Raw genomic sequence first — 24,584 nt, 5'->3', positions numbered from 1 at the left:
CCTTGCAGCAAGAAGCCTCCGGGGCTGCCGATACACATCCTTGCCGCTGTCGGCCGGGCAGCACTCAGCGCAGGCTGCATCTGAGTGCACAATGCATTCCCTGGAAGACAACCCAAGGTCGCTTTTGAAATTCCGCCTGTTTCGCCGCCGCCTGACCATCAGCTCCCCGCGCATGGCCATTCGCACTTCCTTGCCCTGGCCGCTGCGCTGGGCGCTGGGCGCGATGATGCTGGGGTTTTCTGCAGCCATCGCGCTGTGGACCTTCGAGCTCGGCGTCAGCATCGCGGGGCTGGACAAGGATGCCAAGCTCGAGCTGTCCCGGCTGCGGGAAGAGGTCGCAGCATTGCGTGCGGAGCGCGACAAATCGCAGTCGGTCGCCAACATTTCCGGCAGCCTGTTGACCGCTGAAAAGGCCGCGCAGGAAAAGATGGTGACCCAGATTCGCCAACTCGAAGCGGACAACCGGCTGCTGCGCGATGACCTCGGCTTTTTTGAAAAACTCCTGCCTGCCGGCGGCGCCGAAAGCGCCGCCATTCGCGGCCTGCAAGCCGAAGCCCTGACGGACATGCAGCTCAAGTGGCAGGTGCTGGTGATCCAGCCGGTCAAGGACGCGCCGGTGTTCAACGGCAAGCTGGAACTGACTTTTACCGGCACCCTGGCTGGCAAGCCGTGGACAACAGGCTTGCCGGGTGGCGCGCAGCTCCTGCAGTTCAAGCAGTACCGCCGCATCGAAGGGGTGCTCGACCTGCCCCCCCTGGCCGTGGTAAAAACGGTGACGGCCAAGGTCGTCGAAGGCACGGCTGTCCGCTCCGTCCAGACGATCAAGCTCTGACCCCGGTTCATCACTCAGGATTTCACAGGATTTGTCCATGTTTGGTAAAAAATCGCAGCCCCCGATCAAAAGCCTGATCGCCCAGGGCAGTTGCATAGAGGGCAACCTGAAGTTCACCGACGGCCTGCGCATCGATGGCGAGGTGTTCGGTGACATCCGCGCCAACGAGGGCAGCCCCAGCATTCTGGTGATCAGCGAGTCCGCCTGTGTCACCGGGGCCATCCATGCCGACCACGTCATCATCAACGGCCGCGTCATGGGGCCGGTGCATGCGGCGGAACTCCTCGAATTGCAGCCCAAGGCCAAGATCCAGGGCGATGTCGCCTACAAAGCGCTTGAAATGCACCAGGGCGCCGTCATCTTTGGTCAGTTGCGGCCCACCAACCACGAAGTCAGTGACAAGCCCCTCCTGAAGCTGGCCGCCAACAACGTCGAGAAGGCCCGGGAAGACGCCCCGGTCAGCGGCTACGGTCGACCCTAAGCCAGTGCAGGCCTTATGGTTGATTGAATTGCTGTACTATGAAAAGCGTAAGTTCTGAAAACGGAGTCCCCCATGAGCGCAGTAGCTGAAAACATCCAGTCCGAAATGCCCGCCCCCTTTGTCTTTACCGACAGCGCGGCGGCCAAAGTTGCTGACCTGATTGCCGAAGAAGGCAATCCGGACCTGAAGCTGCGCGTGTTTGTTCAAGGTGGCGGCTGCTCAGGCTTCCAGTACGGCTTCACCTTCGACGAAATCACCAACGAAGACGACACCACCATGACCAAAAATGGTGTGTCCCTCCTGATCGACGCGATGAGTTACCAGTATCTCGTGGGCGCTGAAATTGACTACAAGGATGATCTTGAAGGCGCCCAGTTCGTCATCAAGAACCCCAATGCCACCAGCACCTGCGGTTGCGGCTCCAGCTTCTCGGCCTGAACTTTTCAACCCCAACAAAAAAAGGACCTGCGGGTCCTTTTTTCATGCCCGTTGCTTGACGTCAGCGGTCGAAGCCCTTGGGGTTTTTCATTTCAAGCCAGGGCCGCGGATCCGGCCTGGCCGGTCTGCAGGCGCTGCGGCCCCCGGGGGCCGGGAGCTACATACTGTGAGCGGCCGTGGGGGCCAAATACCGGGCCCCCAGCACGCGCGGGCCGCGCGCGCCCGTGACGGCCGGCAGACTACTGGGCTCCCGATGGTGCCAGGCCCGCGCCAGCCATGCAAAGGCCGCGGCTTCCACTTGCAGCGGCGGCAGTCCGCACGCGGTGGTCGGCTGGACACTGACCCCGGGCAGGGCCTGGGCCAGTTGTCGCATCAGTTCGTCATTGAAGGCGCCGCCGCCACAGACCAGCAGTTCGGTGGTGTGGGGTGCGTGACGCATCAGGTCGCGTGCGCAGGCCTGCGCCGTCAGTGCGGTGAGGGTGGCCTGGACATCCTGCGGTGCGCTGACCTCCGCGCCGCTGAGCTGCCCGGTCAGCCATGCGGCATTGAACAGGTCGCGCCCCGTGCTTTTTGGCGGTACCTTGGTGAAGTAGGGCGCCGCCAGCAGGCGCGCCAGCAAGCCGTGCATCACGGTTCCTGATGCGGCCCAGGCGCCCGATGCGTCGTAGGGCCGGCCGGTGTGCTGCAGGCACCAGAAGTCCATCAGGGCGTTGCCGGGGCCGCAGTCAAACCCCTTGACCGCGCCGCCGTGCGCCGGCAGCAGGGTCAGGTTGCTGATGCCGCCGATGTTGAGTACCGCGACGTCCCGTTGCGCTTGCGCGAAGACGGCATGGTGAAACGCAGGCACCAGTGGCGCGCCCTGGCCCCCCGCCGCGAGGTCGGCGATGCGGAAATCGGCGATTACGTCCAGGCCGGTGAGTTCAGCCAGCAGGGCAGGGTTGTTCAGTTGCAGCGTGTAGCCGGCATCGGATCCGCCGCTGAGCGGGTCGTCCCCGAATTCCTGCGGCCGGTGGCGTACGGTCTGCCCGTGGGCCCCGATGGCACGCACCTGGCCGGCCTGGATGCCCTGGCGGCCCGCTTGCGCCAGCAGGGCATGGACCACCTGTGTGTACACCATGGCCAGCTGGTTGGCGGCCAGCGCAGCGCGGTGCAGTTCATTGTGGCCGGCGGTGTTGAGGGCCAGCAGTTCGGCTCGGAAGTCAGCCGGAAAGGGGAGGGACGCCGAGGCCATGACACGTGGCACCGGCAGGTCGAAATCCACCAGAACGCCGTCTGCGCCATCGAGCGAGGTGCCCGACATCAACCCCATGTAGTAATCAGCCATGCCTTATTTTGCCGCATGGTCGTGCCACGCCTTGGGGTACCGGAACCCCTTGGAGGGGCACGGGCGGAAAAGCTTGCGGACGGGTGAGACCTGCCCGCCGCGTCCGCCCTATTCGGTCCGGGTCTGGACCATGGTTGCAGCGGCCTGCAGGTCCAACTTCACGCTGGTGGCCAGCTCGCGGAACAGCGGCATCGCGGCCGCGGGAACCGGAATGGTCTCGCTTTGCTTGGCAATCGTCATCGGATCCTGCTGCACGCCGTTGACTCGGAACTCGAAATGCAGATGTGGACCGGTGGCCCAGCCCGTAGCGCCTACCAGTCCGATGGTCTGGCCCTGGGTGACGCTCTGGCCACGCTGGACCAGAAGCTTGCTCAGGTGGGCGTAAACCGTTTCATGGCCGCTGCGATGTTTGATGAAGACCACGTTGCCGTAGCCGTTCTGCACACCCGAGAATTCCACCACCCCGTCACCCACCGTACGTGCAGGGGTGCCGGTGCTGGCGGCGAAATCGGTCCCGAGATGGGCGCGCCATTTTTGCAGGATGGGATGGAAACGCATCGAAAACCCGCTGCTGATCCGCGAGAACTCGACGGGAGAGCTGAGGTAGGCGCGGCGCAGGCTCTGGCCGTCAAGGGCGTAGTAGCCACCGCGGTAGGGCGTACCGGTGTTGTCCTTGCCCGGCGGCTGGAACCACATGGCCTGGTAGGCCTTGCCGGCATTCACGAACTCCGCCGAGAGCACGCGACCAGTGCGCAGGGCCTCGCCGTCGGCTTCCAGCGTCTCGTACACCACGTTGAAGCGGTCTCCTTTGCGCAGGGCCCGGCGGAAATCAATGTCCGCTGAAAAGATCTCGGCGACCTGCACGGCCACGGCATCGGCGATGCCGGCCTCGTCGGTGGCAGCAAACAGCGACGACTGGATGGCTCCACTGGCCAGGCGGGTCGTGGCAACATACGGGGCGGTCTCTATCCGGGAGGTCCAGCCTGTGGCGGTACGCTCAACAACCAGACGTTTGAACAGCGTTTCATCGTCGCTGGGCCAGCGCATGCTCAGCTTGAGAAGCTGCTGGCTGTCGTTGGCCTCTGCCGTGACATTCTTGCCGGGCCGTCCGGCCAGCACCAGCCGTGCGTTGGCATCGCTGCGAAGGAAGACCGCCGCTGCCGTGTCATCAATGTTCAGGCGTTTGAGCAGGGCGTCGAAGGTGTCGCTGCTGCGCGTGCTTTCGGTGCGGAACAGCTTGAACTGAAAAGAGTCCAGCGTCTCGGTTTGTGTTTCAGTCGGCAGGCTCTGGACGGCTTCCAGAACCTGGCGGACTGGCAGGTCGGCGGCATCGGGTGCCAGCGGCGCGACGCCGAAGGCGGTGACCCCGGTTCCCAGCAGCAAGGCGGCCAAGGTGCCTGTGATTCTTTTCGGATGGCGGCGAAGCATGTTTGCGACTGCTTGCAGGCCTTGTGCGAGATCGTTCTTGATCAAAACTGGGGTTCCCAACCTTTGTAGGCCTCAGGCTGCGGTAGCAACCGGATGGCGACTGATGATGGTGTTGTTCGCTCTCCTGCCAAAGGCGGAAGGTGCAACAACTTAGAATCGGTTTGCAATTTGCGGGCCAGCCTGCTTGGGGGCTCCGCAACGGCAGAAACGCGATTATATCTGTCAGACAACTGCCCGACTTGTGAAAAACCCTTATGAATCAAGAACTTGTTACAAAATTCCCCGTGACAGACCGTGCCAGGGAGGCTCTGGCCGTGTCCCTGCGGGGTTGTGAGGAACTGATTCCCCAGGATGAATGGCTGAAAAAACTCGCGCGTTCGGAGGCCACCGGTGTTCCGCTGCGCATCAAATTGGGGCTGGACCCGACCGCGCCTGACATTCATGTCGGACATACCGTGGTATTGAACAAAATGCGTCAGCTCCAGGATCTGGGTCATACCGTCATCTTTCTCATCGGCGATTTCACGAGCCTGATCGGTGATCCGTCGGGGCGCAACAACACGCGTCCTCCGCTGACGGCGGAGCAGATCAAGGCGAATGCCGACACCTACTACCGCCAGGCTTCCCTGGTGCTGGACCCTGCCCGGACCGAGATTCGCTACAACAGCGAGTGGAGCGACCCGCTGGGCGCACGCGGCATGATCGAACTGGCCGCCAGATACACGGTGGCACGCATGATGGAGCGCAACGATTTCCATGACCGCTTCAAGGCCGGCACGCCGATCAGCGTGCATGAGTTTCTTTACCCGCTGATGCAGGGTTATGACTCGGTGGCGCTCAAGTCCGACCTGGAGCTCGGCGGCACCGACCAGAAGTTCAACCTGCTGATGGGCCGCCACCTGCAGGTCGAATACGGCCAGGAGCCGCAGTGCATTTTGACCATGCCGCTGCTCGAGGGGCTGGACGGCGTGGAGAAGATGTCCAAGAGCAAGAACAACTACATCGGCATTTCCGAAGACGCCAACACCATGTTTGCCAAGGTGCTGTCGATCTCCGACGTGCTGATGTGGAAGTGGTTCACCCTGCTGAGCTTCAAGACCGAGGCTGAGATCGCCGCGCTGAAGAAGGAGGTCGAAGGCGGGCGCAACCCGAAAGACGCCAAAGTGGCGCTGGCCAAGGAGATCACGGCCCGTTTCCATTCCGCCGGCGCGGCAGACGCCGCGGAGCAGGACTTCATCAACCGCAGCAAGGGCGGGGTGCCCGACGAGATCCCCGAAATCGCCCTGAGCGGCGCACCGCTGGGCATGGCCGCGCTGCTGAAAATGGCCGGGCTGGCCGCCTCCACCGGCGAGGGCAACCGGCTGATCGAGGGTGGCGGTGTGCGCGTGGACTCCAGCGTGGTCAGCGACAAGGCGCTCAAGCTGGGCGCCGGGATCTACGTGGTGCAGGTTGGCAAGCGCAAGTTCGCCCGCGTGACGCTTTCCTGAATCGTGGGCAAACCATGAAGCTGCCGACACTGCAATCCCTGACGCCGCAGCGCCTGCTGATGGCTTCGGTGGTGGTGGCGCTCGTCACCATCGTGCTGAAAACCGGGGCCTGGTACATCACCGACTCGGTGGGCTTGCTGGCCGACGCCATGGAGTCCTTCGTCAATCTGGCCAGCGCGATCTTCGGGTTGACCATGGTCACGATTGCGCAGCGGCCTGCCGACGACGAGCATCCCTACGGGCACCACAAGGCCGAGTATTTCTCCTCCGGGTTTGAGGGGGTGCTGATCATCGCCGCGGCATTGGCCATCATCTGGGCGGCGGGCCACCGGATTTTTGACCCGCAGCCCCTGCAACAGGTGGGCTGGGGTCTGGCACTGTCCGTGCTCAGCTCGGGGCTCAACGGCTTGCTGGCCTGGATCATGTTCCGTTCTGCGAGGGAGCACCGCTCGATCGCCCTGGAGGCCGATGCCAGGCACCTGGTCACCGACGTCTGGACCTCGGCAGGCGTCGTGGTCGGCCTGGGTGCCGTTGCGCTGACGGGCTGGCTGTGGCTCGATGCGCTGGTGGCGATCGGGGTGGCCCTGAACATTCTCTGGGAAGGCGGCCATCTGATGTGGCGCTCGTCGCAGGGTTTGATGGACGAGGCGGTGGAGCCCGAGGTGCTGGCCGACATTCACAAGACGCTGGAAGGGTTCCAGCACCACACCATCCGCTTCGATCACATCAGCACGCGCCGCTCGGGGCAGCGCCGTTTTGTGGACATGCACATGCACATGCCGGGCAGCTGGACGCTCGGGCGCGCAGCTGCGGTTCGCGCCAGCGTCGAGCAGGCGCTCATGAGTGCCGTGCCTGGCCTGCGTGCCACCATCCAGTTGTTGCCTTCCGATGTGGAAGCGCATTTCGACGATGAAAAGGACCTGATTTGATCAGCGTGATCCAGCGCGTGAGCCAGGCGCAGGTGAGGGTGGGCGGCGAGGTGATCGGCGAGATCGGCGCCGGCCTGCTGGTGCTGCTGTGTGCCGAACGCGGTGATGCCCAAGCCCAGGCGGACAAGCTGCTCGCCAAAATCCTCAAGTTGCGGATTTTTTCAGACGACGCTGGGAAGATGAATCGCAGCGTGCAGGACACCGGCGGCGGCCTGCTTCTCGTCAGCCAGTTCACGCTGGCCGCCGATGTGTCGGGCGGCAACCGGCCCAGCTTCACCGGTGCGGCATTGCCCGAAGACGGCCGGCACTTGTACGATTACTTCGTGGCGCAGGCGCGGTCGGTCCATCCGAAGGTAGAGACCGGCCAGTTTGCGGCGGACATGCAGGTGCACCTGGTCAATGACGGGCCGGTGACCATTCCCCTGCACATTCCGCCCTACGCCTGAAACAGCGGCGCTAGCCCTTGCACAGGAAGGGCCAGATCAGCTTGGCGCCAGCCGGCACAATCTCGCCGCTCTTGCGCTTGTAGGCCGCGGGGATCACCTTTTGCGCAGCGGGCAGGTCCCGCATCAGTGCCGTGTCCATGGGCAACTGGCCGCGAAACAGGGCGATCGGGTCGATGAAGCGGCCGCCTTCCGGCACCACCGTATCGTTTGCCACCGCATAGCGGGGTGACTCGCTGATGAAGGCAGACAGGTGCAGATGGGGCTCCCGGCTGGCTCCCGGAACGCCGCTTCTGCCGTTCGGCCCGAGGTACTCGCCCATGCGCACGCGTTGCCCGATTTCCAGTTCGGGTGCCTTGCTGAAATGCGAATACAGGGTGTACGACCACACCGGCAGGCCGCTGTCCTGCGGGGAATGCTGCAGGACGACCAACACGCCGCGGTTCTTGCGCGGACCTTCACCGCCGCCGTCGGCCCGGGCCACCACCACGCCGTCGGCCATGGCATGAATCGGTTCGCCGTAAGGAGCTGGAATGTCGGCCCCCGAGTGCAGTTTGTTCTTGTCCGTACCCCCTTGCCAGACTTCTCCGAAAACGTGGTCTATCGGGTGGCAGCCGCCGCCTTGCGGGAAGACCGCCGTCAGACCGCTCTCCTGCATGCCGATCGCGTGCATCTGCTCTTTCGGCGTCCTCCCGTTCAGAAAGGCCTGGCTGTTGACGTTCTTGAGCTGGAACAGCGGCACTTTGTGGGGTTCTGGCGAATTGGCCTTCGCGCCACCTTCCCGGGCTTCGCCATTCGGGCCGGCTCCGGCGGCGACATTGTCGAAAGCCGTCGCCAGTTCCTCAGGCGTGACAAAGCCGTCCCCATTGGCATCGATTTTCTGGAACCGGCGCTTGTTGCCCAGCCACTCGTCGGCAGAGATCTTGCCGTCCCCATTGGTGTCGAAGCTTTTCATCAGCGCGTCGGCCCGGGGATTGGCGAGGGCAGCTCCGCAGAGCAGGCATGAGAGGGACAGCGATGCCAGCATCGCTTTGCGGATGTTTTTCATGAGACTCCCTTTTATCGTTGTTGTCGATACACCGGAAACCGGGGCAGACCGCCAGTTTCAGGCGCCATCATAGGCCGCCGCCGGTCAGTAGGGGTTGGGAAACCCCAGCGCGTCCAGCAGCATGATTTCCAGCGTTTCCATCTCCAGCGCATCCCCTTCGTTCGTCTCGTGGTCGTAGCCCTGGGCGTGCAGCGCGCCGTGCACCAGCAGGTGGGCGTAGTGCGCCTGCAGGGTTTTGCCCTGCTCGCGGGCCTCGCGTTCCACCACGGGCGCACACAGCACCAGGTCGGCCGTGACCACGGGTTCCCGGGTGTAGTCGAAGGTCAGCACGTTGGTGGCGTAGTCCTTCTGCCGGTAGCTGCGGTTCAGCGCCTGGCCTTCTTCGGCGTCCACGATACGCACCGTGATCTCGGCATCGCTGTCCAGCGCGTGGCGAATCCAGCGCGCCACACTGTGGCGCGGCAGGGCGGCACGGTGACGCTTCGCGTCCTGGAGGTCGCCGAACTGCAGCGACAGGCTCAGCTGGTTAAGAGCCATTTCGGCTTTTTGTCCTTGTGGGACGGGCGAGAGGCACTATCGAATCAATAGCGTCGGCTATGTCCGGGGTGTTGCCCTTGTAGCCGTCGTAGGCGTCCACGATGCGCGCCACCAGCGGGTGCCGCACCACGTCGGCGCTGGTCAGGCGGGTGATCGCAATGCCCTTGACGCGCTTGAGCACACGTTCGGCATCAATCAGCCCGCTGAGCTGCGTGCGCGGCAAATCGACCTGGCTGACGTCGCCGGTGATCACCGCCTTGGCGCCGAAGCCGATGCGGGTCAGAAACATCTTCATCTGCTCGGGCGTGGTGTTCTGCGCCTCGTCGAGGATCACAAAGGCATGGTTCAGCGTTCGCCCGCGCATGAAGGCCAGCGGCGCGATCTCGATCTGCTGGCGCTCGAAAGCCTTCTGCACACGTTCGAAGCCCATCAACTCGTACAAGGCGTCGTAGAGCGGGCGCAGGTAAGGGTCCACCTTCTGGTTCAGGTCGCCGGGCAGAAAGCCCAGGCGCTCGCCGGCTTCCACCGCCGGGCGCGTCAGCACGATGCGCTGCACCGCGCTGCGCTCCAGCGCATCGACCGCGCAGGCCACGGCCAGGTAGGTCTTGCCGGTGCCGGCCGGGCCGATGCCGAAGGTGATGTCGTGCGTGGCGATGTTTTCCAGGTAGGCGCCCTGATTCGTGGTGCGCGCGCGCAGGTCGGCGCGGCGGGTGGACAGGGCCATGGCGCCGTCGGGGGCGATGCTCAGCGCGGTGTCACCGGCCAGCATCAGCTGCACGGTTTCCTCAGGGATAGGCCGTTGCGCCATTTCATACAGTGCCTGCAGCACTTCCAGCGCCTGCTGCGCCTTGACTTTGGGCCCGTCGATCTTGAACTGCTCGAAGCGGTGCGCAATCGTGACCTGCAGCGCCGCTTCGACGGTACGGATGTGCGAATCCATGGGCCCGCACAGGTGGCCCATGCGGGTGTTGTTCGGCGGGGTGAAAGTGTGGCGGAGGATCAAATGCAGGCTTTCCGGGCGGTTGGACCGGTCAGAACCGGCGGGACACAGGCAGATGGGTGATTGTCCCCCGATATTCAAGTCAGCGGGTACGTGGGCACGACTGCTAAGATTTGCCCATGATAGGAAGAATAAGTGGCCTGCTGGCCGAAAAGAATCCCCCGGAACTGCTGGTGGATTGCAATGGCGTGGGTTACGAGGTGCAGGTGCCCATGAGCACCTTTTACAACCTCCCCGGCCTGGGCGAAAAAGTCTCGCTGCTGACGCATTTTGTGGTGCGCGAGGACGCGCAAATCCTCTACGGCTTCGGCAGCGCTGGCGAACGTGCCGCCTTCCGCCAGCTGATCAAGATTTCCGGCGTCGGCCCGCGCACCGCGCTCAGCGTGCTCAGCGGCATGAGTGTGGACGAGCTGGCCCAGGCCGTGACGCAGCAGGAAGCCGGCCGCATCATCAAGGTGCCCGGCATCGGCAAAAAAACCGCCGAACGCCTGCTGCTCGAACTCAAGGGCAAACTCGGCGCCGACATGGGCATCACGGTCAGCGTGACCGACGACGCGCAGTCGGACATCCTGCAGGCGCTGGTGGCGCTGGGCTACAGCGACCGCGATGCAGCGCTGGCGCTCAAGGCCCTGCCCAAAGACATTGGCGTCAGTGACGGCATCAAGCTGGCGCTGAAGGCCCTGGCGAAATGACATGACCATCCAGACCGACGACTTCGACATGTCGGGCGTGCCGCCCGTGAAGCGTGTCATGTCCGCGGCGCCGGCCTCGCCCAACGAGGAAGCCATCGAACGCGCGCTGCGGCCCAAGCTGTTCGACGAGTATGTCGGCCAGTCCAAGGTGCGCGAGCAGCTTGAGATCTTCATCGGTGCGGCCCGCAAACGCAGCGAAGCCATGGACCATGTGCTGCTGTTCGGCCCGCCCGGTTTGGGCAAGACGACCCTGAGTCACATCATTGCGCACGAACTCGGGGTGAACCTGCGCCAGACCTCGGGCCCGGTGCTGGAGAAGCCGAAAGACCTGGCGGCGCTGCTGACCAATCTCGAAAAAAACGATGTGTTGTTCATCGACGAAATCCACCGCCTGAGTCCGGTCGTCGAGGAAATCCTGTACCCCGCACTGGAGGACTACCAGATCGACATCATGATCGGCGAAGGCCCGGCGGCGCGTTCCATCAAGCTCGACCTGCAGCCCTTCACGCTGGTGGGTGCCACGACGCGCGCCGGCATGCTGACCAACCCGCTGCGCGACCGCTTCGGCATCGTCGCGCGGCTGGAGTTCTACAGCGCCGACGAGCTGGCCCGCATCGTCAGGCGCAGTGCTGGCTTGCTCAACGTGCCCATGGACGAAGACGGCGGTTTTGAAATTGCACGCCGTTCGCGCGGCACGCCGCGCATCGCCAACCGCCTGCTGCGCCGCGTGCGCGACTATGCCGAGGTCAAGGGCGCAGGCCACATTACCCTGGACATCGCGAACAAGGCGCTGGCCATGCTCGATGTGGACCCCCAGGGCTTCGACGTGATGGACCGCAAGCTGCTTGAGGCTGTCATTCACCGCTTTGACGGCGGCCCGGTGGGCCTGGATAACATCGCCGCCAGCATCGGCGAGGAGCGCGACACGATTGAAGACGTGATCGAGCCTTATTTGATCCAGCAGGGTTATCTGCAGCGCACGCCGCGCGGCCGCATTGCCACGCTGGCAGCCTACCGGCATCTGGGCGTGACACCGCCCGGAACCGGCGCCGGCCTGTTTGAACCCGGAACCTGAAAGCTCCATGAACCTGGCACACACCCTCTCCCTGAAACGCGGCTGGATCTGGATGGGGGTCGTGGCCATCGTCGTGGTGGCAGCCGGCGCGGCCTGGTTTGTCCAGAAAAGCCCCCGGGTCGATGTGCTGGAGCTGCGTTACGCGCCGCTGCTGCGGACCCTGCAGTTTTCTGCCCGCGTGGCAACCCTGTCGCGTGTGGATGTGGGCAGCACCGTGACCGGGCGCGTGGCGCAGGTGCGGGTGGCCGAAGGCGCGCAGGTGCGCCAGGGCGAGGTGCTGGTCCAGCTGGAAACCGAGGAGCTGCGCGCCGCGGTGACGCAGGCGCTGGCGTCGGAGCGCCAGGCGCAGGCGCGCATGGCAGGCCTGCGCAGCACCGGCCGGACGGCCGCCCAGGCCGGCCTCGCGCAGGCCGACTCGACGCTGAAGGCGGCCGAGGCAGAGCTGGCACGCACCCAGCAGCTGGTGGCCCAGGGTTTTCTCAGCGAAGCACGGCTCGATGAAGTCCGGCGCGCGGTCGAAGTGGCGCGGGCGCAGCAGACGGGTGCCCGTGCCCAGACCCAGGCCAACGCCGATGCCGGCACCGATGTGGCCCAGGCCCAGGCCCAGCTGGCCCTGGCCAGCGCCGCCACGGCGGCCGCGCGCGCCCGCCTGGCACAGGCGGCCGTGCTGGCACCGACCGACGCGCGGGTTCTGACCCGTAACGTCGAGCCGGGGCAGATCGTGCAGCCCGGCAAGGCTCTGATGAGCCTGGCGCTGGCCGGCCCCACGCAGCTCACGGCGCAGGTGGACGAGCGTTTTCTTGACCAGTTGCAGCCGGGCCAGAAGGCGGCCGTGGTGGCCGACGCTTTTGCCGACCAGCGTTTTGCCGCCCGCGTGTTGTCGATTGCCCCCGCGGTCGATGCCCAGCGCGGCGCGATCGAAGTCAAGTTTGCGCTCGAGCAGCAGGCACCGGCCTTTTTGCGCGAAGACATGACGCTGTCGGTCGAGGTCGAGACCGGGCGGCGCGAACGCGCCCTGGTGCTGCCGCTGAGCGCCCTGCGCGGCCAGGCCACGTCCACCACGGCGACGGTGCTGGTCGCCGAGACAGGGCGTGCGCAGGAGCGCAAGCTGCGCCTGGGCCTGCGCACGCTGGACGCGGCCGAGGTGCTCGAGGGCCTGGCCGAAGGGGATGCCGTGCTGCTGGGGAGCAGCGTGCCGGCCGGCGCCCGGATCCGCGCGCGTCCCGTGGCCTGGACACCGGGGCAGCCGATCGCCAAAGCGGCGGCCACGTCCGACGCGGGCGCGGCCGTGAGCAACGCCATGGGGCGCTGACGCGGCATGATCCCCGGGCTTGGTTTTGAATGGCGCGTGGCGCTGCGTTTCCTGCGCGAAGGCCGCATGCAGACCGTGCTCATCATCGTCGGTGTGGCCGCCGGTGTGGCGGTCATCGCCTACATCTCGGCGCTGATCAGCGGCCTGCAGGGCAGCACCCTGACCAAGACCCTGGGCGCGCAGGCGCACATCAGCGTGCGCGCGCCGGATGACGTGGTCACGCCGGCCTGGCCGGACGTGCCGGGCACCACCGCCCTGACCGACACCCAGCCGCGCGCGCAGCGCCTGCGCTCGGTCGCCAACTGGCAGGCGCTGGTGCCGCTGCTCGAAGCCCTGCCCGGTGTTGCCGGTGTGTCCCCCATGGTGTCGGGCGCCGGTCTGGCGCTGCGCGGCGAGGCCACCCAGGCGATCGCGCTGCTGGGCGTGGACCTGGACCGCTACGACCGCGTCGTCGGGCTGCGCGGCAAGGTGATCAGCGGCACTGCGCGGCTGGCGCCGGGCGAGGCCATCGTGGGCAAGGAGCTGGCGGCTGACCTGGGCGTGCGCGCCGGTGACCGCCTGACGGTGCAGACCGGCCTGGTCAGCGAATCGGTGCGTGTCACCGCGCTGGTGGACCTGGGCATCAAGGACTTGAACCGGCGCACCGTCATCGTGCCGCTGCGCGCGGCGCAAAACCTGCTGGGCCTGCCCGGCGGCGCCACCAGCCTGGACCTGACCGTGAAAGACGTCTGGTCGGCGCAAGTGCTGGCCGGCGACCTGCGCCGGCAGTTTCCCTACAAGATCGAAAGCTGGCAGGAAAGCAATGCGCAACTGGTATCGGCCCTCAACGCCCAGTCGGTCAGCACGGCGCTGATACGCGGGGTGGTGCTGGTGGTGGTGGTGTTGGGCATCGCCAGCGTGCTGGTGGTGTCGGTGGTGCAGAAGCGCCGCGAGATCGGCATTCTGCGTGCCATGGGCGCCACGCGTGGGCAGATCCTGCGGCTGTTCCTGGTGCAGGGCGCGGTGGTGGGTGCGCTTGGCTCGGCCCTCGGCATTGCGCTGGCCGTGCTGATGATCTGGCTGTTCACCAAATTTGTGCGCGGCTCTGACGGGCTGCCGCTGTTTGTCATCACACTGCCGCTGGCCACGGCCGTTCAGGTGGCGCTGATTGCCACCGTGTGCGGGGTGCTGGCCGCGGTGGCGCCGGCACGCCGCGCCGCGGCACTGGACCCGGCGCAGGCGATTCGGATGTAACCCCATGACGGCAGCCACCGATAATCCCCGCGCGCTGATCGACATGGGCGAGGTCCGCAAGAGCTACAACATCGGCCTGCCCAGCGAAGCCGAGGTGCTGCACGGCGTGTCGCTGCAGGTGCAACGCGGCGAATTCATCGCGCTGATCGGCCCCTCCGGCTCCGGCAAAAGCACGCTGCTCAACATCGTCGGCCTGCTGGAAGGGATGACGTCCGGCAGCTACCGGCTGCAGGGCGAAGAGGTGCATGGTCTGGACGACGCGGCCCTGACCCTGCTGCGGCGCAGCACCCTGGGCTTTGTGTTCCAGTTCCATCACCTGCTGCCCGCCTTCACCGCGCTGGAAAACGTCACCTTGCCTGCACTGATGCGCGGTGGCCACGTCAGTGCCAAACAAAAAGAACATGCCCGCGCGCTGCTGGCCTCGGTGGGCCTGGCCAAGGCCATGGACAAGCGGCCGGCCGAACTCTCGGGCGGCATGCAGCAGCGTGTGGCGATTGCCCGTGCCCTGGTGATGGAGCCGGCGCTGGTGCTGGCCGATGAGCCCACCGGCAACCTCGACACCGCCTCGTCCGACGAGGTGTTTGTGCAGCTGCGGCGCATGCACGTCGAACTCGGCACCACCTTTGTGGTGGTCACCCACGACCCGCGTCTGGCCGCGCGTTGCGACCGGCTGGTCGAGCTGATCGACGGGCGTATTGCGCGCGACGAGGCTGTGACTCACGCGCCGGGTGGTTGATCCCGGAGAATCACCGGCGAACAGCGGAATTGTGGCTATTCCGGATCGTCCTCAGAGGGCAGTTACCAGCGTATGGGCTCAGCAAACTTGTTTAGGAAAAGTGTGAGAAGGTCCACCGACAAAAACGAACATTTAACGTTGGAGTTAGACCTCACTCGCCGGTCCCTCACTTGGGCGCCTTGCATTCAACCAGCAGAGTGTTCGGTGTCACTAGTGGGATGGAGGAGGACGAGCCTGAGAGGCTGCCTCCGCTTCGGTTCCACGAACCTCCGACGTACCCCGTACTCGATTGGCCCAAGTACTGCGATCCTTGCGAGTTCAAAACGGTGTATCCATTCGGACATAGCTCCCCGGCCTTTTCCATACAGGCGTCCGCAACAGCAGCACCGCAGCGGATCGCGTGCGCAGGCGTTCCATTGGGTCCGACGATTTGCCGAGAGGTGGCGCACCCGCCGAGAATCGCTGCAAGCGCGAGTAGAAGAAGGGACTTCATGAGATGGCTCCTCTCGTTGTCTATGTATGTGAGGTCTAACTTTGATATATCCCGCAAAACTGCGGAATAAGACGGCGCCTTGCCAGATAACATGACGCAGAAAAATCGCAAAAGATGTTGGTAGTCATACAGTTGGCTTGATCGATTGCATGTTTATGCAGGCAGATTGAATTTGACAAAGTCGCCGTCGCGATTTCAGCTCAAGGTATGCCATTCTCAGCTAACTGCCGTGTTTAGGCCAGTGCTGCGGGCACGCCTTTGTCAAGCGGCTTGCGCCGCCTGACTACACTGGCGCAGATGAGCGCCGTTTCACCACCACCCCGCGTACAAGACCGCCTGGCTGCCTATTTCCGCAGTGGCGATGCCATGCGCAGTCGCAGCGTGAGTGATGTCGTGCTGTCGGGCACGGTCGATGTGCCTGTGCCTCCTGCCAGGCTGGTGGCGGACTGGGAAAGGGAGATCTCGCTGCGCCTGGAACTGGAACCCGGAGACGTCGAGGCCTTGCCTTTGGTGCGGGCGCGTGCGCGCTGGCCGGACTACCGGCGCTGCGTGCAGGCGGTGTCGGACTGGACACACGCGCTGGGCCTGCAGGTGGAGCTGGCTGCCTGTGACGTCGCCCTGATGGCCTGTCGCGGCGCACGCTACCACCACGACGGCGCGCGGTATGGCGGCGCGGCCTTCTGCAATCTTTTCCTGAGCGAGGACAAGGGCCTGGACCTGCATTTCCCGGCGGCGGACCTTCGCATTCCCCTGCGCCGGGGCACGATGGTGGTCTTCGATACCGGTCAGCCGCATGCGGTGATCAAGCGCCACGGCGCTGGTTTTGATGCGGCCGATTTCCCACCCGGCCAGGACTGCAGCCTGGTGTTCCTGAGCTGGGAGCTGCCCATTGAAGATGCCGCTGTCGGGCACGCACTGGGGATCAGCTTCGACATCGACCCGCCGACCGCCTTGCTGCTGGACGAAGAGCAGGTCTGGCTGAACGGTGCGCCGGCCAGTGTGTGCCCGGCGTCGGGCCGGTGGTGCCAGGCAGACTGACTGCTCCGGCACGTTCGGCCGGAGCGCGTCGGGGGCCTACTTGCCCATTTTTCCCTGAAGCACGGCGACCAGATGTCCCTTGGCCTCGGCGAGCTGGGCCTTGTCGCTGTCGTGAACTTTGCGGAAAAACGCGGTGCATTCGGCAGAGCCGGCCTGCTCGGCATCCTTGATGTACTGGTCGTAGGCCATCAGCGCCTGTGCCTTGTTCTGGATCAGCGTGATCCAGTCATATTCAAGGTTGCTGATGGGGTGGCGGTCGGTGGATGGCTCTTGCATGAAAACTCCTGTTGAAATGCAAAAGCATAGAAACCCGGGGGGGCGCCTTCTGTAGGCCTGCACCGACGGATCAACTTCCTCATCGCCGCAAGATGCATTTTGCGGCTTGGTGTGTTCAGCCCGTCCGCTGCCCTGAAGCGGCAGGCCGCGCGTGGTGCACGATCAGGATCTGCGCGATGTAGTAGGTGCCCAGCACCCACAGCTGCGCCAGGGGCAGGGGCTGGGCGAACTTGTTGGTGGCCAGCAGTGCGTCGCTGAGCATGAAAAAGCCGGCACCAAAGGCTACGCCCAGTGAGGCTCTATCTCGCAGCACCGTGGCCCGGCCGATGGCCTGCGCGGCCATCAGGGCAATGACCACCACATAGGCGGCCACCGCAAAACGCAGCACCGGGTTGAGGCCGTTGAACAGGACGGCATACATCAGTACACCCACGCCCAAGGTGGCGGCCAGCGCCCGCCGGCTGGGAAACCAGGCCTGGCCCTGCTTGAACAGGGCGATGTAAAACAGGTGGGCGACCAGAAAAGACAGCAGGCCCGGGATGAAGAAGCCCTGAAACATCAGAAAGCAGTCGCCGGCCAGTGAAAAGGCCAGTCCCGCCAGGAGATATATGTCAAATCGGCCTGCAGCCCTTATGGAATAAGCGCGGCCAGCTACAAAAACAAGAGCAATTAGAAGCGCCAGCGGCTTGAATATGCGGTGTAGTTCCACCAGCCCCAGCGCGCTGGTCGCTGTCGCCAGCGCGGCGGCCTCGATCAGCAGCACCTCGGTCATCGTCAGGCGGCCCTGCAGCGCGCCGCCCACCGCCCAGAGCCCGCTGGCCAGCACCCCCAGCCAGACGGCCGACTGCAGCGCCGGCAGGCTGTCGGCGTACCAGAGGAACAGGGCGACGCCCTGCAGCAGCACCACAAACTGCACGGCGCCGAACCCCATCAGGGCGCGGCTCATGGGCGGGTGGTAACGCTCCAGCCGCGTGATGTCAAAAGCCGGCCGGGGAAACCGCGCGGCCACATCGGCCGGGCGCCATCCCGGCGGCTTGAACCAGATGCGCAGCTTGTCGCCCCAGTGGCTGGCGTGCCAGGAGTCTTTGGCCAGGGCCCAGTAGACCTCGGCGTTGGACCACAGCGGGTCCCAGCTGTTGAGCGGGCTGCGTGTGCCGTACACACATTTCTCGTCCTCCTCGCGGAAGCTGCCGAACAGCCGGTCCCAGATGATCAGGATGCCGCCGTAGTTCTTGTCGAGGTAGTGGTCGTTGACCGCGTGGTGCACGCGGTGGTTGGACGGCGAGCAGAACCAGCGGTCGAACCAGCCGAGCTTGGGCACATGTTCGGTGTGCACCCAGAACTGGTAAAGCAGATCGATCAGCACCACCACGCCGAAGACCAGCGGCGGCACGCCGGCAATCGCCATGGGCACATAAAAAATCCAGCCGAGCAGGGCGCCGCTGCTGGTCTGGCGCAGCGCGGTCGAGAGGTTGTAGTCCTGGCTCTGATGGTGCACCACATGCGCGGCCCAGAAGACCGCGCTTTCATGGCCGGCGCGGTGCAGCCAGTAATAGCAGAAGTCGTAGAAGACCAGGGCTATCAGCCAGCCGTACCAGGTGGTCCAGAAGGCTTCGTCAGGAAACAGCGCCACCGACGAATAGATGGCGGTGTAGATGCCGACGCGAAACAGCCACGTGAACACCGCGCTGATCTGGCTGAGCATGCCCAGGCTGATGCTGTTGATCGCGTCGTTGAGGCGGTAGGTGTTGCGGCCCTTCGCGTAGCCCCAGGCGAACTCGATCGCGATCAGCAGGAAAAAAATCGGGGTGGCGAGGACGATGATTTGACTAGGGCTCATCCCGCCATTCTGGCGGGAATCAGGTCAAAGCGCCTCTGGCATCAACCCTGATGATCTGCTCGACCGTGCCATGTTCCAGACCGCCGCGCACGCCCAGCAGGTGCTCGTGCAGGTTGACGGTCGGGTCGCAGTGGCCGGGGATCAGCCACACCGTGTCGCCCAGCGCCGGCAGCACCGCGCCGCGCAGGATGCCGTGTTCGTCGCCGCCATTGGCATAGTCCAGCGCCAGGCCGTGCACCGCCGGCAGGCCTGAATCAATCGCATGGCTTTTGTGCCCGGCGTCCACCACGGCATGGCTGGCGCAGACGCTCATGACCTGGCTTTTGACAAACAGCGCGTGCTCAAAAACCGGCTGCGCCGGGTCACGCTCGTTGTCGGCGTAGTCGCGGTCCATGAAGAGGTAGGAGCCGGCCTGCAACTCACCGTACACGCCGCTGGCGGTTTCCAGCGCAAAGGTACCGGTGCCTGCGCCGGTGACCAGCGGCACCGCGTGGCCGGCCGCCTGCAGCGCGGCCCGGGTGGTCTGCACATGGGTGATCACCTGCGCAATTGCCGCCTGCCGTTCAGCCACCGTGCGCAAGTGCTGGGCGCGGCCGTGGTAGGCCTGCAGGCCGCCAAACTGCAGCGCCGGGTGTAGCGCCATTTCATCGGCCAGTGCGACGGCGGGCGCGCCCGGCGCCAGGCCGCAGCGGCCATGGCCGACGTCGATTTCGATGAACACGCGAACCAGCGCATGCTGGTCTTGCGCGGCCTGGGCCAGCCGGTGCAGGCCTTCGAGGCTGTCCACCGCGATGGCCAGCTGGCCGCCCAGCGCCTGCAGCTCTCGGGCGACAGCCACCACGCGCTTGAGCTTGAAGGGCGAGACCACCTCGTTGCTGATGTAGATGTTGTTCACACCCAGCGCCGCCAGGGCTTCGGCTTCGGAGGTTTTCTGGACGCAGACGCCGACCGCGCCGCGCGCCATCTGCAGCTTCGCCAGGGTGGCACTTTTGTGCATCTTGGCATGTGGCCGCAGCAAAACGCCGTGCTGCGCAGCGAACGCCGCCATGCGCTCCAGGTTGCGCTCCATGGCGTCGAGGTCGATCACCAGCGCTGGGGTGTCGATGGCCGCGACGGGGCGGCCCAGCAGGTCAGACAGCAGGTGCATCAGGTGCTCGTTTCATCCAGGGTGCCGGTGTCCAGGTGCTGGGTGTCGGCCCAGCCCACCAGCGTGAAACCCTCCGGCGTCCAGAGCAGGCGGTTGATGGCCGCATTGCCCAGCGCCCAGGTGCGCGGCGCCTGGATGTCCAGCCGCGTTGCGGCCCGGTACAACACGTCCATCACGCCGCCGTGGCCGACCAGCACGATCAGTTCGCCGGCATGGCGCGCCGCGAGCTTTTCGGCGGTGGCGACCACCCGTTCGCGCAGCTGCAGCAGCGACTCGCCGCCACTCGGGGCAAACGCCGGGTCGCGGGTGCGCCAGAGCCTGGCCTGCTCCGGCAGAACGGCTTCGATCTCGGCAAAGGTCTTGCCCTGGAACTCGCCGAAATGACGTTCGCGCAGGCCCTGTTCGGCGGTCACCGCCACACCGGTGACACGGCTGATCGCCATGGCCGTTTCATGGGCGCGCCCGAGGTCGCTGGCGTAGATCGCGTGTATGGGTTCCTCCGCCAGCGCGCGGGCCAGGCGTTCGGCCTGCCAGCGGCCGGTGGCGTTGAGCCCGACGTCGAGCTGGCCCTGGATGCGGGTGTCCACGTTCCAGGTGGTTTCGCCATGGCGGATGGCCAGCACGCGCGCCCCGTGGGTCAAGGCTTGACCTCGACGCTAACCCGGCGCGGCCCGGCCGGTGGCACCGGAAAGCCACGCAGCGCGGCGTCCAGCATGGCCGACAGCACCGGGTCGGTGTCCAGCCAGGGTTCCTCGCTGACCGCTCGGGTTTCATACACGGCCACGTTGCTGCGCAGCTCGCGCATCACGATGCTGACTTCACGCCGGTACATCGGCGTGTCCATGCCGCCCAGCGGAAAACCGAAGCCGAAACCCACACCGACGCTGCTCACGCCCATGCCGCTGCCGCCGCCGATGAAGATGTTCGGACTGCCATACGGGTAGCCGCCGTCCCAGCGCGAGCGCAGCATGGGCTGGGAGCTGGCGCTGACCTGCACACTGAAACCGGCTGCCTGCGGGTTGTGCTGCAGGCCCACCCTGGCCAGCGCGGCCTGGGCCAGGCTTTCGAGCCGGGCCTGGGACGGGTCCGCCTGCTGCTGCGAGGGCAAACGCTCGAAGCGGTAGCTGCTGCCCGGCGCGGGCGGGCCCGGCGCCCAGCGGGCAAAGCTGTTGACCTCGCTCTCGACCATGCGGGTGCTCGCGCAACCGCCCAGCAGTCCCACCAGGGTTGCTGCAAAAATGATAGCTGTCAGCGCTCGTTTCATAAGGCCTCCATGCACAAAAGTAGTCGCGGTCAGCTCAGGGACACCACCGCCAGCCCGGGTCGCGCCGGTTCGACAAATTCTTCTTCGTCAAAGGCCTTGTCGCCGTCCGGGTCCGGCATGCCGGTGCTGCGTATGCCCTTGAAGTCGTGCTGCTTGCCGTCCATCAGGTGCGAAGGCACCACGTTTTGCAGCGAGGTGAACATGTTCTCCAGGCGCCCCGGAAACTTCTTGTCCCATTCGCGGAGCATGTTGCCGACCTGCACCCGCTGCAGATTCTGCTGGCTGCCGCACAAGGTGCACGGGATGATGGGAAAGTCGCGCACCTGGGCCCACTTGATGAGGTCCTTCTCGGGCACATAGGCCATGGGCCGGATCACCACGTGTTTGCCGGTGTCGCTGACCAGCTTGGGCGGCATGCCCTTGAGGCGCGAGGCAAAGAACATGTTCAGGAAAAAAGTCTGCAGCATGTCGTCGCGGTGGTGGCCCAGCGCAATCTTGGTCGCGCCCAGCTCTTCGGCCACGCGGTACAGAATGCCGCGGCGCAGGCGCGAGCACAGCGAACACATGGTCTTGCCTTCGGGAATGACGCGCTTGACGATGCTGTAGGTGTCCTGCGTCTCGATGTGGAAAGGCACTCCGAGTTTTTCCAGGTACTGCGGCAGGATGTGGTCGGGAAAACCGGGCTGCTTCTGGTCCAGGTTGACCGCAATCAGCTCGAAGTTGATGGGCGCGCGCTTTTGCAGCTTGAGCAGGATGTCCAGCATGGCGTAGCTGTCCTTGCCGCCCGAGACGCAGACCATGACCTTGTCGCCTTCCTCGATCATGTTGAAGTCGACAATCGCGCGGCCGACCTCGCGGCACAGGCGTTTTTCGAGCTTGTGCTCCTCGCGTTCTATCTTCAGGCCCGCCTTCGCCGTTGCTGCAGCTTCCGCGGCTTCTTCACCGGCTGCGTCATTCGTCATGTCATTCAATACGGCACTCATGGATTTACCTCAGGTTGTCGGCGTGGTGCTTCACCACTGTCCGGTCTCGACGCGAATGGCTACTTCGCAGTCGTCAAAAATTTCAAGTTTGGCGATCTTCACGCGCACGCCCAGCACGCCGGGCAGCAGCATCAACCGGTGCGCCAGTTTGCCGATCAGGCTTTCCAGCAGGTTCACATGTTCGGCCGTGCATTCGTTGATGATGATCTGGCGCACCTTGCGGTAGTCCAGCACGTGGTGAATGTCGTCGTCGCTGGGCAGCATGGGCTGCGTGCCGAGGTTGAGTTCGGCGTCCACCTGGATAGGTTGCGGCGCGTTTTTTTCCTGCTCCAGGATGCCCAGGTTGGCGTCGAAGCGCAGGCCGGTCAGCGTCAGGATCTGGGTGCCACGGGTGTTGAACATGGTGAGGTCAGTCTGCATGGAGGGCAAGGTGGCGGTGTAGGAGGGTGCGCTCACATCAGTGAGAAATCGCGCTCGAATTTCATCAGGTGCTGGCCGCCGTCCACCAGCAAGGTGGTGCCGGTGATGGAGGCGTTTTCCAGCGCAAACCTGACGGTGGCCGCCACGTCAGCCGGGCTGGACGAGCGGCCCAGCGGCGAGAGCTTGTGCAGGGCCTGGAACTTCTCGTCGCTCAGCAGATGGCTGGTCAGTGTCAGGCCGGGCGCCACGCCCACCACCCGCACCTGCGGCGCCAGCGCGATCGCCAGCATGGTGTTGGCGGCTTCAAGCGCCGCCTTGGACAGGGTGTAGCTGAAAAAATCGGGGTTGGGGTTCCATAGTTTCTGGTCCAGCAGGTTGACGACCGCAAACCGGCCGGTTTGCTCGGGGACCGCGCCAAGGGTCTGCCGAGCCAGCACGTGGGCATGCAGGGCCTGCGCCAGCACAATCGCTGCGCCGGTATTGCTGCGCATGTGTTTTTCAAGGGACGCAAAACTGAAACTGGCGGCGCTGTCGTGTTCGAAGGTGGAGGCGCTGTTGACCACGGCATCCACCTGACCGAAGTGCTGGACCACCTGCGGCAACAGCCCGCGGACTGCCGCCTCGTCGTCAAGATCTGCACAAAAAGAGGCTGAATCCCCCGCCAATTCTGCGCAGTCAGCTACTGTTTTGATAGCGTCTTCCTTCGAGCTCCGGTAGTGCACGGCCACGCGCCAGCCGCTGGCTGCCAGCGCAAGCGCGATCTCGCGGCCCAGCCGCCTGGCGGCGCCGGTAACGAGAACAACAGGGGCGGGAGACGCTGGGTTCATGAGGTGAAGGGTGGGGAAGCTGGAGGCAGGGCAATCGCCGACAATCCGGGGGGTGAGCACCTCCCCCATGACGACACCCCCTAGTTTAACGAGCCCCCTGGCCGGCCACATCCGCGGGGCCATCAGCGCGGCCGGTGGCTGGATCGGTTTTGACCGCTTCATGGCGCTGGCCCTGTACACCCCGGGTCTGGGCTACTACGCCAACGATTCCCGTAAATTCGGCCTGATGCCCGCTGGCGTGAAGGGCGGCGGCAGCGATTTTGTCACCGCACCCGAGCTGTCGCCGCGTTTTGGCCAGGCGCTGGCGCGGCAGCTGGCGCAGGCGCTGCAGGCCACGGGCACGACCGACGTCTGGGAGTTCGGCGCGGGCTCGGGCGCCCTTGCGCAGCAATTGCTGGGCGCCCTCGGCCCGCAGGTCAAGCGCTACACCATCGTCGATCTGTCCGGCAGCCTGCAGGCCCGCCAGCGCGAGCGCCTGGCGGCCTGGGGCGACACGGTGCGCTGGGTCAGCGAACTGCCGGCGCAGATGCAGGGCGTGGTGGTCGGCAACGAGGTCCTGGACGCCATGCCGGTGCAACTGCTGGCCCGTGTGGACGGCGTCTGGCAGGAGCGCGGCGTCGCCGTTCACAACGGCGCTTTTGTGCCGGCGGATCAGCCGACCGCGCTTCGGCCGCCGCTCGAGGTGGCCGGCGGCCACGACTACCTGACCGAGATCCACCCGCAGGCCGAGGCCTTTGTGCGCACCCTGGCCGACCGGTTGCAGGCCGGTGCGGTGTTTTTGCTGGACTACGGCTTCCCCGAACACGAGTATTACCACCCGCAGCGCAGCATGGGCACGGTGATGTGCCACCGCGCTCACTTGCTGGACGCCGATGCTCTCCAGGACGTGGGCGAAAAAGACATCACCGCGCACGTCAACTTCAGCGGCATCGCGCTGGCCGGGCAGGAGGCCGGTTTCCAGGTGCTCGGTTACACCAGCCAGGCGCGCTTTCTGCTCAATTGCGGTGTGCTCGACGGCATGGAAGACGCACCGCTGGCCGAGCGCGTCATGGTGCAGAAACTGATCAATGAACATGAGATGGGTGAGCTGTTCAAGGTCATCGGTTTTGCCGTTGACTCGAAGGACTGTCCGTGGAATGGCTGGCAGGCGCTGGGGTTTGCGCAAGGCGACAGAAGCCATACCTTGTAGCGGGTTGTGCAGAGCTTGTTGAAGGTGTCTTTCCCTCCTGCGTTGGCGATGTGCCAACAAGCCGGGGGTTGCCCGGCGGCAACTTACTTTCTTTTTGCGTCGCCAAAAAGAA

At 65.0% G+C, this 24,584-nt stretch carries 26 protein-coding genes; 13 read left to right on the top strand and 13 right to left on the bottom strand.

The window, feature by feature from the left end:
* Window positions 1-124 precede the first annotated feature (124 nt).
* The 3 genes from PSV26_RS11055 to erpA all read left to right on the top strand — a co-directional run bounded on the left by PSV26_RS11055 (window position 125) and on the right by erpA (window position 1,751).
* A complete protein-coding gene (locus tag PSV26_RS11055; protein ID WP_300512441.1) occupies window positions 125-832 on the top strand; it encodes a DUF6776 family protein in 708 nt (235 codons plus the stop codon).
* 37 nt (window positions 833-869) lie between these two features.
* Complete coding sequence (locus tag PSV26_RS11050; protein ID WP_300512257.1) at window positions 870-1,313, top strand: polymer-forming cytoskeletal protein; 444 nt, start codon at window positions 870-872, stop codon at window positions 1,311-1,313.
* Window positions 1,314-1,385: 72 nt separating this feature from the next.
* Window positions 1,386-1,751, top strand: a complete 366-nt coding sequence (erpA, locus tag PSV26_RS11045; RefSeq protein ID WP_300512256.1) for an iron-sulfur cluster insertion protein ErpA — start codon at window positions 1,386-1,388, stop codon at window positions 1,749-1,751.
* A 157-nt stretch (window positions 1,752-1,908) separates the two neighbouring features.
* Here erpA and PSV26_RS11040 read toward each other — a convergent pair whose 3' ends face one another.
* Both PSV26_RS11040 and PSV26_RS11035 read right to left on the bottom strand, forming a co-directional pair.
* The gene (locus tag PSV26_RS11040) at window positions 1,909-3,075 is read right to left on the bottom strand and encodes an anhydro-N-acetylmuramic acid kinase (RefSeq protein ID WP_300570586.1); all 1,167 of its coding nucleotides are present in this window, start codon (window positions 3,073-3,075) and stop codon (window positions 1,909-1,911) included.
* Between the two features lie 108 nt (window positions 3,076-3,183).
* Window positions 3,184-4,503 (bottom strand): M23 family metallopeptidase, encoded by a 1,320-nt coding sequence (locus tag PSV26_RS11035; protein ID WP_300570583.1) that lies wholly within the window; start codon window positions 4,501-4,503, stop codon window positions 3,184-3,186.
* 254 nt (window positions 4,504-4,757) lie between these two features.
* Between PSV26_RS11035 and tyrS the strand changes: the two genes are divergently transcribed.
* Genes tyrS through dtd form a run of 3 tightly spaced genes read left to right on the top strand, consistent with a single transcriptional unit; the run spans window position 4,758 to window position 7,365 of the window.
* On the top strand, window positions 4,758-5,990 hold the full coding sequence (gene tyrS / locus PSV26_RS11030; protein WP_300570581.1) for a tyrosine--tRNA ligase: 1,233 nt from the start codon (window positions 4,758-4,760) through the stop codon (window positions 5,988-5,990).
* Between the two features lie 14 nt (window positions 5,991-6,004).
* Window positions 6,005-6,919 (top strand): cation diffusion facilitator family transporter, encoded by a 915-nt coding sequence (locus PSV26_RS11025; RefSeq protein ID WP_300570578.1) that lies wholly within the window; start codon window positions 6,005-6,007, stop codon window positions 6,917-6,919.
* Window positions 6,916-7,365 carry a D-aminoacyl-tRNA deacylase gene (dtd, locus tag PSV26_RS11020; protein ID WP_300570576.1) on the top strand — a complete coding sequence of 150 codons (450 nt, stop codon included), beginning with the start codon at window positions 6,916-6,918 and terminating at the stop codon, window positions 7,363-7,365. The genes PSV26_RS11025 and dtd overlap by 4 nt, the downstream gene beginning before the upstream one ends.
* Window positions 7,366-7,375: 10 nt before the next feature.
* Here dtd and PSV26_RS11015 read toward each other — a convergent pair whose 3' ends face one another.
* The 3 genes from PSV26_RS11015 to PSV26_RS11005 all read right to left on the bottom strand — a co-directional run bounded on the left by PSV26_RS11015 (window position 7,376) and on the right by PSV26_RS11005 (window position 9,950).
* The gene (locus PSV26_RS11015; protein ID WP_300570573.1) at window positions 7,376-8,410 is read right to left on the bottom strand and encodes a peptidoglycan DD-metalloendopeptidase family protein; all 1,035 of its coding nucleotides are present in this window, start codon (window positions 8,408-8,410) and stop codon (window positions 7,376-7,378) included.
* Between the two features lie 84 nt (window positions 8,411-8,494).
* Window positions 8,495-8,947 (bottom strand): rRNA maturation RNase YbeY, encoded by a 453-nt coding sequence (gene ybeY, locus PSV26_RS11010; RefSeq protein WP_300570570.1) that lies wholly within the window; start codon window positions 8,945-8,947, stop codon window positions 8,495-8,497.
* The gene (locus PSV26_RS11005; protein WP_300570567.1) at window positions 8,937-9,950 is read right to left on the bottom strand and encodes a PhoH family protein; all 1,014 of its coding nucleotides are present in this window, start codon (window positions 9,948-9,950) and stop codon (window positions 8,937-8,939) included. The genes ybeY and PSV26_RS11005 overlap by 11 nt, the downstream gene beginning before the upstream one ends.
* Before the next feature lie 116 nt (window positions 9,951-10,066).
* Between PSV26_RS11005 and ruvA the strand changes: the two genes are divergently transcribed.
* The 6 genes from ruvA (at window position 10,067) to PSV26_RS10975 (ending at window position 16,526) form a co-directional block, all read left to right on the top strand.
* A complete protein-coding gene (ruvA, locus tag PSV26_RS11000; protein ID WP_300570564.1) occupies window positions 10,067-10,639 on the top strand; it encodes a Holliday junction branch migration protein RuvA in 573 nt (190 codons plus the stop codon).
* A 1-nt stretch (window position 10,640) separates the two neighbouring features.
* On the top strand, window positions 10,641-11,714 hold the full coding sequence (gene ruvB, locus PSV26_RS10995; RefSeq protein ID WP_300570561.1) for a Holliday junction branch migration DNA helicase RuvB: 1,074 nt from the start codon (window positions 10,641-10,643) through the stop codon (window positions 11,712-11,714).
* A gap of 7 nt (window positions 11,715-11,721) precedes the next feature.
* Window positions 11,722-13,026, top strand: coding sequence for an efflux RND transporter periplasmic adaptor subunit (locus tag PSV26_RS10990; protein WP_300570558.1), 1,305 nt, complete (start codon window positions 11,722-11,724; stop codon window positions 13,024-13,026).
* Window positions 13,027-13,032: 6 nt separating this feature from the next.
* A complete protein-coding gene (locus PSV26_RS10985; protein WP_300570555.1) occupies window positions 13,033-14,259 on the top strand; it encodes an FtsX-like permease family protein in 1,227 nt (408 codons plus the stop codon).
* Between the two features lie 4 nt (window positions 14,260-14,263).
* Window positions 14,264-14,995 carry an ABC transporter ATP-binding protein gene (locus PSV26_RS10980; RefSeq protein ID WP_300512242.1) on the top strand — a complete coding sequence of 244 codons (732 nt, stop codon included), beginning with the start codon at window positions 14,264-14,266 and terminating at the stop codon, window positions 14,993-14,995.
* A 790-nt stretch (window positions 14,996-15,785) separates the two neighbouring features.
* Window positions 15,786-16,526 (top strand): hypothetical protein, encoded by a 741-nt coding sequence (locus PSV26_RS10975; RefSeq protein ID WP_300570552.1) that lies wholly within the window; start codon window positions 15,786-15,788, stop codon window positions 16,524-16,526.
* Between the two features lie 36 nt (window positions 16,527-16,562).
* Here the strand turns inward: PSV26_RS10975 and PSV26_RS10970 are convergent, their stop codons facing one another.
* The 8 genes from PSV26_RS10970 to PSV26_RS10935 form a co-directional block, all read right to left on the bottom strand.
* Window positions 16,563-16,802, bottom strand: coding sequence for a hypothetical protein (locus tag PSV26_RS10970; RefSeq protein ID WP_300512238.1), 240 nt, complete (start codon window positions 16,800-16,802; stop codon window positions 16,563-16,565).
* Between the two features lie 115 nt (window positions 16,803-16,917).
* On the bottom strand, window positions 16,918-18,642 hold the full coding sequence (locus PSV26_RS10965) for a lysoplasmalogenase family protein (protein WP_300570550.1): 1,725 nt from the start codon (window positions 18,640-18,642) through the stop codon (window positions 16,918-16,920).
* A 19-nt stretch (window positions 18,643-18,661) separates the two neighbouring features.
* Complete coding sequence (locus PSV26_RS10960; RefSeq protein WP_300570548.1) at window positions 18,662-19,789, bottom strand: DSD1 family PLP-dependent enzyme; 1,128 nt, start codon at window positions 19,787-19,789, stop codon at window positions 18,662-18,664.
* The gene (locus tag PSV26_RS10955) at window positions 19,789-20,430 is read right to left on the bottom strand and encodes a histidine phosphatase family protein (protein WP_300570545.1); all 642 of its coding nucleotides are present in this window, start codon (window positions 20,428-20,430) and stop codon (window positions 19,789-19,791) included. Before PSV26_RS10955 ends, PSV26_RS10960 begins: the two co-directional genes overlap by 1 nt.
* Entirely contained in the window at window positions 20,427-21,053 is a 627-nt protein-coding gene (locus tag PSV26_RS10950) for a DUF4136 domain-containing protein (RefSeq protein ID WP_300570543.1), read from the bottom strand. The genes PSV26_RS10955 and PSV26_RS10950 overlap by 4 nt, the downstream gene beginning before the upstream one ends.
* A gap of 29 nt (window positions 21,054-21,082) precedes the next feature.
* Window positions 21,083-22,015, bottom strand: a complete 933-nt coding sequence (gene ttcA, locus PSV26_RS10945; protein ID WP_300512438.1) for a tRNA 2-thiocytidine(32) synthetase TtcA — start codon at window positions 22,013-22,015, stop codon at window positions 21,083-21,085.
* Window positions 22,016-22,066: 51 nt separating this feature from the next.
* Entirely contained in the window at window positions 22,067-22,438 is a 372-nt protein-coding gene (locus tag PSV26_RS10940; protein ID WP_077593271.1) for a dihydroneopterin aldolase, read from the bottom strand.
* Window positions 22,439-22,488: 50 nt separating this feature from the next.
* Window positions 22,489-23,283, bottom strand: a complete 795-nt coding sequence (locus tag PSV26_RS10935) for an SDR family oxidoreductase (RefSeq protein ID WP_300570540.1) — start codon at window positions 23,281-23,283, stop codon at window positions 22,489-22,491.
* Between the two features lie 67 nt (window positions 23,284-23,350).
* On the opposite strand from PSV26_RS10935, the gene PSV26_RS10930 reads away from it, so the two are divergent.
* Window positions 23,351-24,472, top strand: coding sequence for an SAM-dependent methyltransferase (locus PSV26_RS10930; RefSeq protein WP_300570537.1), 1,122 nt, complete (start codon window positions 23,351-23,353; stop codon window positions 24,470-24,472).
* The last annotated feature ends 112 nt before the right edge of the window (window positions 24,473-24,584 follow it).

Origin of the sequence: Polaromonas sp., from assembly GCF_029945685.1 — a bacterium.
In the GTDB taxonomy this organism is placed as follows: Bacteria; Pseudomonadota; Gammaproteobacteria; order Burkholderiales; family Burkholderiaceae_C; genus Polaromonas.
The sequence above is the reverse complement of the archived record's forward strand: the minus strand, read 5'-3'. Positions and strand labels throughout refer to the sequence as shown.

What these genes read in the sequence shown, in the direction of transcription:
- erpA (WP_300512256.1), top strand. Translation starts at nt 1,386, where the DNA reads ATGAGCGCAGTAGCTGAAAACATCCAGTCCGAAATGCCCGCCCCCTTT.
- PSV26_RS11050 (WP_300512257.1), top strand. Translation starts at nt 870, where the DNA reads ATGTTTGGTAAAAAATCGCAGCCCCCGATCAAAAGCCTGATCGCCCAG.
- PSV26_RS11040 (WP_300570586.1), bottom strand. Translation starts at nt 3,075, where the DNA reads ATGGCTGATTACTACATGGGGTTGATGTCGGGCACCTCGCTCGATGGC.
- PSV26_RS10980 (WP_300512242.1), top strand. Translation starts at nt 14,264, where the DNA reads ATGACGGCAGCCACCGATAATCCCCGCGCGCTGATCGACATGGGCGAG.
- PSV26_RS10960 (WP_300570548.1), bottom strand. Translation starts at nt 19,789, where the DNA reads ATGCACCTGCTGTCTGACCTGCTGGGCCGCCCCGTCGCGGCCATCGAC.
- PSV26_RS10965 (WP_300570550.1), bottom strand. Translation starts at nt 18,642, where the DNA reads ATGAGCCCTAGTCAAATCATCGTCCTCGCCACCCCGATTTTTTTCCTG.
- ybeY (WP_300570570.1), bottom strand. Translation starts at nt 8,947, where the DNA reads ATGGCTCTTAACCAGCTGAGCCTGTCGCTGCAGTTCGGCGACCTCCAG.
- ruvA (WP_300570564.1), top strand. Translation starts at nt 10,067, where the DNA reads ATGATAGGAAGAATAAGTGGCCTGCTGGCCGAAAAGAATCCCCCGGAA.
- PSV26_RS11025 (WP_300570578.1), top strand. Translation starts at nt 6,005, where the DNA reads ATGAAGCTGCCGACACTGCAATCCCTGACGCCGCAGCGCCTGCTGATG.
- PSV26_RS10950 (WP_300570543.1), bottom strand. Translation starts at nt 21,053, where the DNA reads ATGAAACGAGCGCTGACAGCTATCATTTTTGCAGCAACCCTGGTGGGA.
- PSV26_RS11015 (WP_300570573.1), bottom strand. Translation starts at nt 8,410, where the DNA reads ATGAAAAACATCCGCAAAGCGATGCTGGCATCGCTGTCCCTCTCATGC.
- PSV26_RS10985 (WP_300570555.1), top strand. Translation starts at nt 13,033, where the DNA reads ATGATCCCCGGGCTTGGTTTTGAATGGCGCGTGGCGCTGCGTTTCCTG.
- PSV26_RS10930 (WP_300570537.1), top strand. Translation starts at nt 23,351, where the DNA reads ATGACGACACCCCCTAGTTTAACGAGCCCCCTGGCCGGCCACATCCGC.
- ttcA (WP_300512438.1), bottom strand. Translation starts at nt 22,015, where the DNA reads ATGACGAATGACGCAGCCGGTGAAGAAGCCGCGGAAGCTGCAGCAACG.
- tyrS (WP_300570581.1), top strand. Translation starts at nt 4,758, where the DNA reads ATGAATCAAGAACTTGTTACAAAATTCCCCGTGACAGACCGTGCCAGG.
- PSV26_RS10975 (WP_300570552.1), top strand. Translation starts at nt 15,786, where the DNA reads ATGAGCGCCGTTTCACCACCACCCCGCGTACAAGACCGCCTGGCTGCC.
- PSV26_RS10935 (WP_300570540.1), bottom strand. Translation starts at nt 23,283, where the DNA reads ATGAACCCAGCGTCTCCCGCCCCTGTTGTTCTCGTTACCGGCGCCGCC.
- ruvB (WP_300570561.1), top strand. Translation starts at nt 10,641, where the DNA reads ATGACCATCCAGACCGACGACTTCGACATGTCGGGCGTGCCGCCCGTG.
- PSV26_RS10970 (WP_300512238.1), bottom strand. Translation starts at nt 16,802, where the DNA reads ATGCAAGAGCCATCCACCGACCGCCACCCCATCAGCAACCTTGAATAT.
- PSV26_RS10990 (WP_300570558.1), top strand. Translation starts at nt 11,722, where the DNA reads ATGAACCTGGCACACACCCTCTCCCTGAAACGCGGCTGGATCTGGATG.
- PSV26_RS10940 (WP_077593271.1), bottom strand. Translation starts at nt 22,438, where the DNA reads ATGTTCAACACCCGTGGCACCCAGATCCTGACGCTGACCGGCCTGCGC.
- PSV26_RS11035 (WP_300570583.1), bottom strand. Translation starts at nt 4,503, where the DNA reads ATGCTTCGCCGCCATCCGAAAAGAATCACAGGCACCTTGGCCGCCTTG.